Source organism: Microcystis sp. LE19-10.1B (assembly GCF_027530565.1).
GTDB lineage: Bacteria > Cyanobacteriota > Cyanobacteriia > Cyanobacteriales > Microcystaceae > Microcystis > Microcystis aeruginosa.
The window spans coordinates 1-12,213 of sequence record NZ_JAPZQM010000149.1; the positions used below are offsets into that span (position 1 = coordinate 1).

The window sequence follows — 12,213 nt, forward strand, 5'->3', positions numbered from 1 at the left end:
CTGGTGTCTTTAACGTGATGGCACCACTCCGATTCCATCCCGAACTCGGTTGTGAAACTTCACCGTGGCCAAGATACTTGTCGGGTTGCCGACCGGGACAATAGCTCGATGCCAGGATTATTCTTTCCTACCCCTCAATCCGACAAGATTGGGGGGTTTGGTTTTTAGGAAAAATCAGAGGATTTTAAATCTAAACCTCGCTCAAATATTGTATCTATGGCTAACATTTCTCCGTCGCTAGTCATAAATTTATGATCTTTGGTTGCTTGGATAGTTTGCCCATTTTCTAGGGTGTATTCAAAGACTTCTTGTAAACCTCGCTCGTGCCATTGAGAGATTGGTTGACTATAAACAAAACCATTTTGGTCAACAGTATAAACAGTGCAGTTAATTTCTTCGCTCACAATTTTAGCAATTGGTAATAATCCGTATTCCTCAGTTAAAATTAACGTCTCACCTCCCAGACAATATTCGGCAAAATTTACCATCTGTTCAAAGAGATTTTCAGCGATTCTTTTTTCCACACCATTTTTAGCAGCACCATCGATAAACATCTCCCTTTGTTTCTGCATTTCGGAGGCTTTTTTCTTACCCATTGCCCGACGCAATAGATCCGCTTCTCCTAGAGAATAACCGGCTAAATCCTGCGCCATTTTCATAATCTGTTCTTGATAGACTAAAACTGCGTAGGTTTCCTTAAGAATTGGTTCCAATAAAGGATGATCATAACGAATGGGTTCTCTACCGTGTTTTCTGCCAATAAAGAGAGGAATTAATCCCGCATCTAAAGGTCCGGGGCGATAGAGTGCTAAGATTGAAGATATGTCCTCAATACCCGATGGTTTTAACTCTTTAACGATCTGTTTCATCCCCGATGATTCTAACTGGAAAATACCTTCTAAATCCCCTTCTTCTAGTAATCCGTGGGTTTTGAGAATATCGGGAGGTAGTTTTTTATGTTCCCCTTTAGCCCGAATTTGCAGGGCTTTTCTTTCATCTAAAGGCAATTGATCAAGATCGATATCTATGCCCTGATTTTGTTTAATTAAATCGGCGGTTTTTTTCAAAGTGGTTAAATTTCTTAACCCTAAAAAGTCCATTTTTAACAATCCCAATGATTCTAAATCCTCCATGAAATATTGGGTAATTACCGCCCCATCATTATTTTTCTGGAGGGGAACCACTTCATCTAAAGGTTGGGAAGAAATGACGACTCCCGCAGCATGAACTCCGAAGGTTTTGTTAGTACCTTCGATACGAATTGCCATATCTAACCAATGACGCACATGGGGTTCCGTATCGTATCTTTCTTTAAACGCTGGTTCGGGAGTTTCATCGGAAATCATCACTTTTAAAGGTGTGGGTTTACCGCGAGAAACGGGAATCATTTTCGCCATTTTATCCGATTCGGCGTAGGGAATATCTAACACCCGCGCCACATCTTTTAAGACAGCTTTTGATGTCATGCGGTTAAAAGTAATGATTTGGGCAACATTAGCCTCCCCGTATTTTTCCGTGACGTATTGGATCATTTCATCCCGTCTCTCGATACAGAAATCCGTATCAATATCAGGCATAGATTTCCGTTCAGGATTGAGAAAACGCTCAAATAATAAACCGTGATGAACGGGATCAATATTGGTTATTTTTAAAGAATATGCTACCAAAGAACCCGCCGCAGAACCGCGTCCTGGACCGACGGGAATATCATGATCTCTAGCATATTTTATATAGTCCCAAACGACGAGAAAATAGGTAGAAAATCCCATTTTCTGTAGCATTTTTAATTCGTATTCAAGCCTTTCTTTGTAAACAGGCTCAATCTCGTGACGAGAAGGACATTTTAATCTTTCTAGTAATCCTAACCAAGCAATTTCTTCTACATAACTATCAGCAGTATGTCCCGCAGGAACTGGATAATTAGGCAGTCTTGGTTCATTAAATATGTTATAAGGTTCGACTTTTTCTGCTACTTCTAAGGTGTTATTAATCGCTTCTTCAATCACATCTTCGGGCAGATGATCACGGAAAAGTAAACGCATTTCATCAGCAGATTTTAAGTATTCTGTACCGCTATAACGGAGGCGTTTGTCTTCAGTAATTAACTTGGCAGTTTGAATACAAAGCAAGGCATCGTGGGCCTCTACATCGTAACAGGAAATAAAGTGAGAATCGTTAGTAGCAACTACTTTAATTCCTAACTCTTTAGCAATTTTAACTATTTCTACATTGACAATCCGATCTTCTTTAGAACCGTGGTCTTGAATTTCTAAATAAAAATCATCACCAAAAAGTTTTTTATACCATTTAGCGGTTTCCTTAGCCAGTTTCCTGTTATTAGCTAAAATCGCTTGGGGAATCTCTCCACCCAAGCAAGCACTGGTAACTATCAATCCTTCGTGGTATTGTTGGAGTAACTCTTTATTGATACAAGGACGAGCAAAAATACCTTTACCTTGAATACCTTTCAGATTAGAAATAGTTGTTAATTTAACTAGATTTTTATAGCCTTGGGTATTTTTGGCTAAAACAACTTGATGATATTTTCGGTGGCGAAGATTGACTTCAATATCGCCATTGACTATATACATTTCGTTGCCAATAATTGGTTTTATTCCCTTATTACGGCAGGTTTTAATTAATTCGATCGCACCATACATGACTCCATGATCGGTTAAAGCGATCGCTGGTTGTCCTAATTCAATCGCTCGATCAATTAGTGCCGGTAATTGGGAAGCACCATCAAGTAAGCTATAATCACTGTGAATATGTAAACCGACAAAAGACATAATTTTTCAGAAAAAAGTGACAAGGAAAAAGAAAAAAAACAGAATTTACTTACTTTTAATTTTCAGCAATTACAGTCTATTTTTAGGGTTGATTGAGAATCCTATAGGGGAAAGAACTTTCTTCTAAATTAAACCATTGTTCTCGCAGTTTCTGGTTATCATTGCTGCCGACGACAGTATCAACAAATTTTTTCCATTCGGGATCGTTTTTGGGTAAAATACAGCCATAAAGTTCGGTGGTAATCGGTTGACTGGGTAGTAGCACAAATTGTCGCGGATCCTGTCCTTGTTTAACGAGTTCCCCCAGTAGAAGAATTCCATCACTAACCACTGCGTTTACTTCTCCCCTTTGTAATTTTGCCACTGCCTCACTTCGATCGCTGACAGCTTGCCAATTAGCCAGAGGATAGATATAACGAATAATACTATCGGTGGTGGTGTGGGGAATATAGGCGATCGCAACTGCCGCTAAAGTGTTATTAATATCTATTTTATCAACATTTTCCCTTTTAGTTAGAAATTGCGCTCCTGTCATAAAATAGGGAATAGAAAAATTAACCTTTTCTAGTCTTTCTTCCGTAATTGTTGCCGCATTACAGGATAAATCTACTTGTCCCTGTTCCACTTGCTGAAAACGATTATTAGTCGTCGCTTCTATAAAGGTTATTGTAATCGGTTTACCTAATTCTTGTGCTAATCGACGTTGGACTAAGCGCATTAATTCCACTCCGTAACCTGTCCATTGTCCCGTTTTATCATCGATATAACTAAAGGGAGTAGCATCTTTTCTGGCTGCCGCTTTTAATTCTCCCGTGCGAGCAATTCTTTGTAAAACTGTTTCTGCCAAGGCTGATAAATGTAGATTATTTATCAGTAAAAGACCTAGAAAAATCAACCAAAAGTTTTTAGACATATCAAGAAAGCAAGAAGGAGATAGGGAGAAAAAAGCTAACGGCCGATGTGCGATTAGCAAATGCTGCTATATTTTAACTAGAGCTTGCTGAATAAATCTAAAAACCTTGTTGGATAAGACTTTTAGACCTTTTTAAAATCCAAAAGTGCCTCGTCTGGGAGTGATCAGGGGGAAAATCCCTGGACTTTTTCCCTGAAAATTAGGTAATTGAACAGATGAAAATCGGTAAAACCCTACACCCCACACCCCACACCCTACACCCTACCCCCACCGAAAAACTTTTTGCCGCAAACCCTAACTACGATCCTCGAATAATCCACTCAAACGTTCTACTTCTGTTTGTGCTGTGTACATAGGAGTTCCAGCCAGAATTCCGGTAACATTGCGGAAAGGTTGACCGATGTGCATACCTTGATGATCGATCGAAAACTCACGAATATCCTTATCGTGCATAGAACCGCGCATTTTTAAAACAGTGATCCCGCGGCGCATTTCTCCATACATTTCCACATAACGCAGCAGAATAATTGAATCGGTAATTGTAGAAATATGCGCTTCTGTGATCGAGGAACCTCCTAATAAAGTGGGAGTGGTGGAAGTAAATAATCCTCCCACCTCTTTTTGCTTAATAAAAGAAGTCAAACCGATAATAAATTCCCGAAATCCTTTCAGATTAGAAACCCTTTCTAAAGCAGATAAACTATCTACTGCCACTCGATTCGGTTGAAACTCCTCGATAATTTCCTTCATCATAATTAAATGATTTTCTAAACCCGTAGTTTCGGGATAACGGCAGACTACCTTTAATTTACCTTCCTTTTCCATGCGGTCATAATCCACACCCCAACCGGTAGCATTTCTAAATAACTGTTCTCGACTTTCCTCGAAGGCAAAAATTAAACATCTTTCCCCATTGGTTACTCCCCCAGCCATAAATTCTGTCACCATCAGGGTTTTTCCTGTTCCTGTGGCTCCCGAAACCAAAATAACCGAATCGCGGAAGAAACCACCCCCACACATTCTATCGAGTTCCAAGCTGCCAGAAGTAATGCGAATATTAGAGGATTTTTGTTCTAATTCAATGGCTGATAAAGGAATAATCACGGCCCCTTTATTGGGAATAATTGTAAAAGGAAATTCTCCTTTTTGGTGATCGGTTCCCCGATATTTTAAAATTTCGATCGTCCTTCTTCTTTTCTCATCGGTTAAAACGTTGCGTAAAATCACCACATTATCGGCCACAAACTCCTCCACCCCATAACGACTGATTTCGCCGTATTCTTGGGTTCTTTCTGCGGTCATAATCGCTGTTACTTCCAATTCTCGCAAAGCGGTTGCCAGACGAAAAAGATCACTTCTCACTTGAGCGCTATCACTTAAATGGCTGAAAATTGCGCCTAAAGAATCCATAGACACCCGTTTGGCTTTATTTTTGCGGATAGCAAACTCAATGCGAGCGATTAATGCGCCTAGGTCGTATTCTCCCGTCACCATCGGCTTTTCTTCCGGTTGGGGGGAAGCATCGACAAAGGCCCATTGACGATTCTCCTCCCACTGCCGGATATTCCAACCAAAACCACCCATATTTTTTCTTAGTGCTTGGGGTGGCTCCTCGAAGGTGACAAAAACGCCATTTTCTCCATTTTTGATGCCTTCTGCCAGAAATTGACAGGCAAAAACCGTTTTAGCACTTCCTGCCGTCCCCGCTATCAAAGTTGCTCGTCCTTTCGGTAATCCCCCTTCCGAAAGAAAATCAAAGCCGGGGATTCCTGTTTCTAACTTCTCAATCAACTCTAGGGGATTATTTTGCGTCATTTAAGTTCTCTATGAAAACGAGCCAATGTTTATTGTACCTATTTCAGTGACCAGCGATACCAGAAATTCATCCCTAGTTGGGGTGTATCAAGAAAATTCAGTGAGCGTTGTTAACTTTTATGACAATATCGACTAGATTATCCACATTATCTGCTGAGAATTTCTCGAATATAAATGATCAATAAATAATCCCAAGAGCTTATTTTTCAAGAAAATATTAAGTAGGCTGTGTTAGCGCAGTAAGGTAGTTAGGGTTATATCCCCGCACAAAATTTACCCAAAACAGGAATAGAAATAAAAATCATCTCATCTAATAAAAACAAGATTACTGCTGTTACTATCGTCCTAATTGCCCAATTTAATCTAATGGCTTTTTGCTCTCTAATTTTAGAGATTATAACTAAAGTTTCTGTTTGTAAATATTGTATTAAAGCCGTTAGATAGTCTTCTTCCTCTGCTTGGTTCCATTCCTCAGCAAGCAATTGTTCTGGTAGGATAATTTCACCACCCACTACTGGGGATAGACCCCATAATCCTAAGCCAATAGTAATAATTGTGAATAAATAAGCCAAAAATTTCAAAAGATAGCAGCTAAGACAAGGATAAATAGACTGGTTACATTCAAGGGAAACTATATAAGCAGGTAAATCTTTGCCAAAATTAACCAAAACACCGCTAATAGTCAGAATCAAAGTAAGTTTTGTATTTAGTTGATTAATACTATCCTTGACAACTTTGATAGAGTTTAAGGTATAATCATAGGTAAGCCGAATATTTGTCATACTTATTTGCTCTACTATGGAACATACAACCGATAATAATCAAAATCAGCAAAAAACCGACAATCAACAAGAAAAAACAGCAACAGGGAAGAAACCCGTGCTGAAGATTGATCCTAAGAGAACTATACCCTACATACAGGAAGGAATCAAACCGAAAAATAGATAAATTCTGTTTATTTCAGGGTTCCTTGAGATGCGTCAAATGATGGCGCATCTCAAGGAAAATCAAGTGAATTTCTCTAACTATAAAGGAACTTTAGTAATCCAATCTTGATACTTTGGTTCCTGATTGAGAACGATAGAACTTAACTTTTCTTTTAACTGATAAGTAATCGGTTTAGCCGCAGGTAAAGAAAAAGTTTCAATCCTTTTAATCGGAGTAATTTTCGCCGCAGTGCCACTTAAAAACACCTCATCAGCGATAAATAACTCCGTCTTATCCACGGGTCTTTCAATAACCGGAATACCCAAATCCCGCGCAATAGTTAAAACACTATCTCTAGTAATCCCCTCTAGGATATCTTGGTCAAAACTAGGAGTAATTAGCTGACCATTTCTGATGATAAAAATATTCATTCCCGTCGCTTCACAGACCTTGCCTTGGGAATTCATTAAAATTGCCTCATCAAACCCCGATTCTACCGCTTCCGTTTTTGCTAAAGCAGAAGTGATATAAGCGGCGCTAATTTTACCTCGCAACGGGAAACTTCTATCTTCTTGACGATACCAAGAACTAATCCGACAGTTAACCCCATCGGCTGCTAAATAATCATCCATTTCTAGACCATAGACTAGAAAATCCTTCTCGATACCATGCAATCGCGGGGCAATTCCCAACCCGGAACTATAGACAAGGGGACGAATATAAAAAGGTCGATGACACTGATTCTTTTTAACAAAATCGATAATTATTTGATAGATTTTATCGGCAGGAATCTCGTAATTAAGAAACTTAGCACTTTGACTTAAACGCTGACAATGACGTTCTAATCTAAATAATAATATCTGTCCAGCATTGTTAGGGTCGGGAGTACCTCGTAAACCCCCAAAAGCGGCAGTTCCGTAGTGTAGTGCGTGGGTAGCAACGGATAACTTTGCCTCGCTAAAAGGGATAAATTTATTCTCAAAATAGGCGAGAGGAAGGAAAGGAATTTCGGTAATAGACATTTTTTTTTGATTGAACCAAGAACTAAACGGGATTTACCCATGCGGAAAAATTTTGTTTCTGGCTATTAGAAGGATTTTCTACCCTGATAATTTCATAGCGAATCGTCTGCGGGGCAGCCAGTGGAACAGCAAGGGTTCGCAATTCATCGAGATGAAAGACTGTTATCTGAATAATATCACCTGCGCGGTAGTCTTTTAATCTTTCGTTTAACTGTTCCGCCGTCACCCGCAATCCATCGATAGCCAATAACTCATCATCAGCATTAATTCCCGCTTTTTGGCAAGGGGAACCCATCTCGACAAATTTAATTATTTCTTTACCCGCTTCACTCTGTAGCCGCATTCCCAGATAAGGTATCGTCTCCCCATTGTCAACACCCCGCAGATAGAGTCCAAAAGGTTCAAGATATTGATTAAAGGGTAATTCTTCTAAACCGTCGATATAACGGCGGTAGAAGTCGCTTAAATCCACCCCTGCGGCAGATTCGAGAATTGCCTGCAACTCCCCATCGGTATAACCAATCTCCTCTTTACCGAAATGTTGCCACATCGAGCGTAAAACATCATCGAGGGAACGACGGTTATCGGTGTGGGTGCGAATTAGTAAATCGAGAAGCAGCGACAATAATTCCCCCTTGAGATAGTAGGAAATTTGACTATTATCGCTATTGCTATCCCGTCGGTAGAGTTTTATCCAGGCATCGAAACTCGATTCGCCTAGAGGTTGGACAAGACGACCGGGTATATTGAGATAACGGGTGATTTCTTTGCTTAAAAGCTCTAAAAAAGTCTTACTATCGTATATTCCCGCCCGTAGAGGGATTACTATATCGTAATAACTGGTGGTTCCTTCGGCAAACCAGAGGGAAGAAGTATAATTTTCTGCATCATAATCGAAGCTTTCTAAAGCTTTTGGGCGAATACGCTTGATATTCCAGAGATGAAAGAACTCATGGGCGACTAATTGCAGAAAACGATTATATTTATCCTTATCTCGCAATCCCAAACGCGCATAGTTAAGGGTACAGGAATTTTTATGTTCTAGTCCCCCGTAACCAGCCGCCGAAAGATGTAGCAAAAAGAGATAATTATCATAAGGGAGTCCACCGAACATAGCCGACTCGGTTTGAATAATTTTAGTGGTATCGGCGATAATTTGACTAGGATTGGCGTTTCCCCGTCCCCAGATAGCTAATTGATGGGGTTTTCCCTCGACGACAAAATCGTATAACTGATGAATCCCCACCTCCACAGGACTGTCCACTAGGGTATCAAAATCGGGAACGTGAAAGGTGTTTTTCTGTCCGGGTAAAGATTTTAAGGCAGTGGTAACGCGCCAATCGTTATGGGGGGGGATAATTGTCAAGGTGAGGGGATGTTTTTGATAATCGGGGATATAGAAAAATAAAGCAGCCCCGTTGAAGTAACCGTGAGTATCATCGAGATGGTTGGTTCTGACGGTTAAATCGTGGGCAAAAACGCGATATTTGACCGTTATTTCTGAACTATTACCGGTGTCAATCTGCCAGTGATTTTTAGCAACTTTGCGACTGTTGAGGTTAACAGCTTGAATATCTTGGACTAAACGGGAGTATTCCCGCACTAGATAGGAACCGGGAGTCCAAACCGGCATTTTTAGGTTTAAAATCGGAGCTTGCCAACCGGTAATCTGTAGAGTGACTTCAAAGAGGTGTGAAGTCGGTTCCGACATAGCCACTTGATAGCTGAGACTTAAACGAGTTGAAGAGATGGTAGTGGGGGAAATAAAACTGGTCATCGGCATTAAACAAGCTTTTTAGTTATTCTACTAAATCCAGTTATTAAAAACTGATTATTTATTCCCCCTTTTGCATGACTGCCTCTCCTGATATGTAGCCTATAGTCAACGGATTTAGTATTGCTTCCGATTTTATCACTCAATCCAAGCCTTTGGGGGGTAGAACCCCCAAACTCCTAGGGTTGATTGATAGTAGGGTTGATTGATAGTAGGGTTGATTCATGAATCAACCCTACCCAAACCCCCCGTTGGGGTAGGACGGCTGCTGACGCATCTGTAATAATTTAAGAGTCACTCCCCTTGCATGACTGTCTCTCCTGATATGTAGCCTATACTCAACGGATTTAACCCCGTGTGCAACTATATTTTTACTCTTGATTTACAAGGCTTTCAGAAATCAGCAGAGATAAAGTATCCTCTGTAACCCCCGCAAATCCTGCGAGGGTTGTCGTGCCGATTCAGCGTCTTTCTGCCGGGGGTGCAGGAGGAGCCACATCGGGGGGAGGAGTTACCTGTAGGGGAACCGAACGAGTTTCGGGAGCTGCCACAGTGACGGGAACGGTAATCGGTTCGGCTGCCGCGGGGGCCGTATTTTGAGGACTAGGAGCAGCGGCGCTGGTAGGAGCGACGGTAGTACGCCGACGACTAGAACGGCGTTGGCTGGGTTCGCTAGTATTAGAACGAACGATAGTTTGCTCGCGACTTACCCGAACCCGTCGCCGTCTGCGGATGGGTCCTTCGCTGGGGGAACCCTCATCGCTGCTGGCTAAACGATTGTTAGTGGTTTGGGTAAAGTAGGTACGTCGGGGTTTAATTGGTTCCGCTTTTAATGTCACTGGACGTTTGCCTAAATTCGGTTCTGGGAAACCTTGATAGGGAATATCCTTAATTGCTCCTAACATAAATTGTCGCCACATCCAAGCGGACATGGTACTGGCTCCATTGGTGGGTTTATTATTGTCATTACCGAGCCAAATTCCCGTGACTAATTGGGGAATATAACCGACGAACCAAAGGTCGCGAGCCTTGTCAGAAGTGCCGGTTTTTCCTGCCACCGGACGACCAATTTGTGCGGGGGTTCCCGTTCCCGAATTAACCACATCCTGCAGCATCCAAGTCATCGTCGCTGCCGTGTTTTGATTGAGAGCAGTTTTCGGTTTAAAATTGGCTTGATAAATTACTTTACCATTGCGATCGAGTACCTGATTAATACCGTAAACTGGTTGATGCACACCATTATTAGCAAAGGTTCCGTAGGCGCTGGTCAATTCTAAAAGATTGACTTCCGAAGCACCCAAAGCCAAAGAATAAGTGGGTAAAAGTTTCGACTGGATCCCCATATCTTGAGCTAATTTAATCACCGGATTCCAACCGACGGCCACTAACACCTGAACTGCCACCACATTCAGGGAAGAAGTCAAAGCATCGCGCATGGACACCGCGCGGCCGCTATACTTATCGCCGTAGTTTTCCGGTTTATAACCATCCACTACATACTGAGCATCTTTATAACTAGAATAGGGGGATTTCCCCGCCGCAATCGCCGCCGCATAGACAAAAGGTTTAAAAGTAGATCCTGGCTGACGTTTTGCCTGTGTCACCCGATTGAATTGATTCTTATCGTGGTCAATTCCCCCGACCATGGCCTTAATTTGCCCATTTTTGGGGTCAATTGCCACTAAAGCTGCCTGTTGGAAGTTCTGCCACCTGCCATAACGAGAAACCGCTCTTTCTACCACTTCCTCCCCTTCCCTTTGCCAACGAGGATTAAGGGTAGTTTTTACCACCAATCCCCCCGCTTCTAGGGTTTTAGCGGGAACCAGTTGCGGCAGTTCTTTTTCCACATAATCGGTAAAATAGGCCGCTTGCCGTTGCAGACGTTTTAGGGGACTGGTTTTCAGACCTAGGGGAGATGCGATCGCCAGTTCTGCTTGAGCGTTAGTAATAAATCCCACCTCGGCCATAGTTTTTAGGACGATATTACGCCGTTCTAGGGCAGATTTAGGGTTTTCGAGGGGAGAATAGAGACTAGGAGCGGGAACAATCCCGGCAAGGGTGGCAGCTTCGGCTAGAGTTAATTTATCGACGGGTTTACTGAAATATAACCAAGCGGCATCGGCCAGACCGTAGGCCCCGGAACCGAGATAAACTAGGTGAAAATAACGCTCTAAAATCTGGTCTTTTGTATATTTATCTTCTATTTTCTGAGCGATACGCATTTCCCGTAATTTGCGATCAAAGCTCCTTTCTTGGGATAAAAAGACAATCCGGGCCAATTGTTGGGTGATGGTGCTGCCTCCTTCCACCACTCCCCCGGCTCTCAGGTTAGAAAAGAGAGCGCGAGCAATACCCTGGCCATCAACTCCCCCGTGTTCACGAAAACGGCGGTCTTCACTAGCGATAAAGGCCTCCTGTACCAGTGGGGGAACTTGGGCAATTTTCACGGTTTCGTAAGTGCTAGGGCCATTTTGCTTGAGGATTTCCCCATTAGCGGCTTGAATGGTTAGGGTGCCGGGACGAGCATAGGTTTGTATATCGGCGATATTTTGCGGTAGAGAGGTTTCAAGGCGATAAATGCCCCAACCTACCCCCAAAATGCCCCCAGTTACGCCTAATCCCAATCCCAAGTACAACCCAAAGCGGGGATGTTGTCGCCATTGCGGTAAGGGGGAATTGTCGATCAGGGTAGTAAATTTGTTCTTTAAGGGTTTTAACGTCTCTAGAGCCTTGCTACTGGTTTGGGAGACTAAATTAACCTTTTTTTTATCAGAAGCGGCTTCTACTGTCTTTTCCCCAGCAACTGGCGCAGATTCGGAGTTGATCGGATCGACTTTAGGGGGTTGCTCGGAATTCTCTAATTTATTAGCGAGATTATGAAAAAATTGACTAAGTTTTTGTTTGTATGTCATGTTAGTTGAGCGGGTGAGAGTGAGGGTGTGGGTGTGGGGTGTGGGGTGTGGGGTGGGGGGG

At 42.1% G+C, this 12,213-nt stretch carries 8 protein-coding genes and 1 rRNA gene; 2 read left to right on the forward strand and 7 right to left on the reverse strand.

Features of this window, described 5'->3' with window-relative positions:
• Positions 1-117 (forward strand): 5S ribosomal RNA (gene rrf / locus O9332_RS05380).
• A 47-nt stretch (positions 118-164) separates the two neighbouring features.
• On the opposite strand, the gene O9332_RS05385 is transcribed toward rrf, so the two are convergent.
• From O9332_RS05385 to O9332_RS05400, 4 genes are all read right to left on the reverse strand, one after another.
• On the reverse strand, positions 165-2,789 hold the full coding sequence (locus O9332_RS05385; RefSeq protein WP_002761630.1) for a trans-splicing intein-formed DNA polymerase III subunit alpha N-terminal partner DnaE-N: 2,625 nt from the start codon (positions 2,787-2,789) through the stop codon (positions 165-167).
• An 82-nt stretch (positions 2,790-2,871) separates the two neighbouring features.
• Positions 2,872-3,702, reverse strand: coding sequence for an amino acid ABC transporter substrate-binding protein (locus O9332_RS05390; protein WP_002761633.1), 831 nt, complete (start codon positions 3,700-3,702; stop codon positions 2,872-2,874).
• A 294-nt stretch (positions 3,703-3,996) separates the two neighbouring features.
• Positions 3,997-5,517: a circadian clock protein KaiC gene (kaiC, locus tag O9332_RS05395; protein WP_002797104.1), complete on the reverse strand. Its 1,521-nt coding sequence runs from the start codon at positions 5,515-5,517 to the stop codon at positions 3,997-3,999.
• Positions 5,518-5,771: 254 nt separating this feature from the next.
• Positions 5,772-6,299, reverse strand: coding sequence for a Pycsar system effector family protein (locus O9332_RS05400; RefSeq protein ID WP_002761637.1), 528 nt, complete (start codon positions 6,297-6,299; stop codon positions 5,772-5,774).
• Between the two features lie 16 nt (positions 6,300-6,315).
• Between O9332_RS05400 and O9332_RS05405 the strand changes: the two genes are divergently transcribed.
• A complete protein-coding gene (locus O9332_RS05405; RefSeq protein WP_002761639.1) occupies positions 6,316-6,465 on the forward strand; it encodes a hypothetical protein in 150 nt (49 codons plus the stop codon).
• 77 nt (positions 6,466-6,542) lie between these two features.
• Here the strand turns inward: O9332_RS05405 and O9332_RS05410 are convergent, their stop codons facing one another.
• From O9332_RS05410 to O9332_RS05420, 3 genes are all read right to left on the reverse strand, one after another.
• A complete protein-coding gene (locus tag O9332_RS05410) occupies positions 6,543-7,466 on the reverse strand; it encodes a branched-chain amino acid transaminase (RefSeq protein WP_002761646.1) in 924 nt (307 codons plus the stop codon).
• 22 nt (positions 7,467-7,488) lie between these two features.
• Entirely contained in the window at positions 7,489-9,249 is a 1,761-nt protein-coding gene (locus O9332_RS05415; protein ID WP_002761648.1) for a M61 family metallopeptidase, read from the reverse strand.
• 452 nt (positions 9,250-9,701) lie between these two features.
• A complete protein-coding gene (locus O9332_RS05420; RefSeq protein ID WP_288024115.1) occupies positions 9,702-12,152 on the reverse strand; it encodes a transglycosylase domain-containing protein in 2,451 nt (816 codons plus the stop codon).
• Between the last annotated feature and the right edge of the window lie 61 nt (positions 12,153-12,213).

Excerpts from the sequence above, each read along its gene's own strand:
- O9332_RS05415 (WP_002761648.1), bottom strand. The coding sequence starts at position 9,249 with ATGCCGATGACCAGTTTTATTTCCCCCACTACCATCTCTTCAACTCGT.
- O9332_RS05400 (WP_002761637.1), bottom strand. The coding sequence starts at position 6,299 with ATGACAAATATTCGGCTTACCTATGATTATACCTTAAACTCTATCAAA.
- kaiC (WP_002797104.1), bottom strand. The coding sequence starts at position 5,517 with ATGACGCAAAATAATCCCCTAGAGTTGATTGAGAAGTTAGAAACAGGA.
- O9332_RS05390 (WP_002761633.1), bottom strand. The coding sequence starts at position 3,702 with ATGTCTAAAAACTTTTGGTTGATTTTTCTAGGTCTTTTACTGATAAAT.
- O9332_RS05405 (WP_002761639.1), top strand. The coding sequence starts at position 6,316 with ATGGAACATACAACCGATAATAATCAAAATCAGCAAAAAACCGACAAT.
- O9332_RS05385 (WP_002761630.1), bottom strand. The coding sequence starts at position 2,789 with ATGTCTTTTGTCGGTTTACATATTCACAGTGATTATAGCTTACTTGAT.
- O9332_RS05410 (WP_002761646.1), bottom strand. The coding sequence starts at position 7,466 with ATGTCTATTACCGAAATTCCTTTCCTTCCTCTCGCCTATTTTGAGAAT.
- O9332_RS05420 (WP_288024115.1), bottom strand. The coding sequence starts at position 12,152 with ATGACATACAAACAAAAACTTAGTCAATTTTTTCATAATCTCGCTAAT.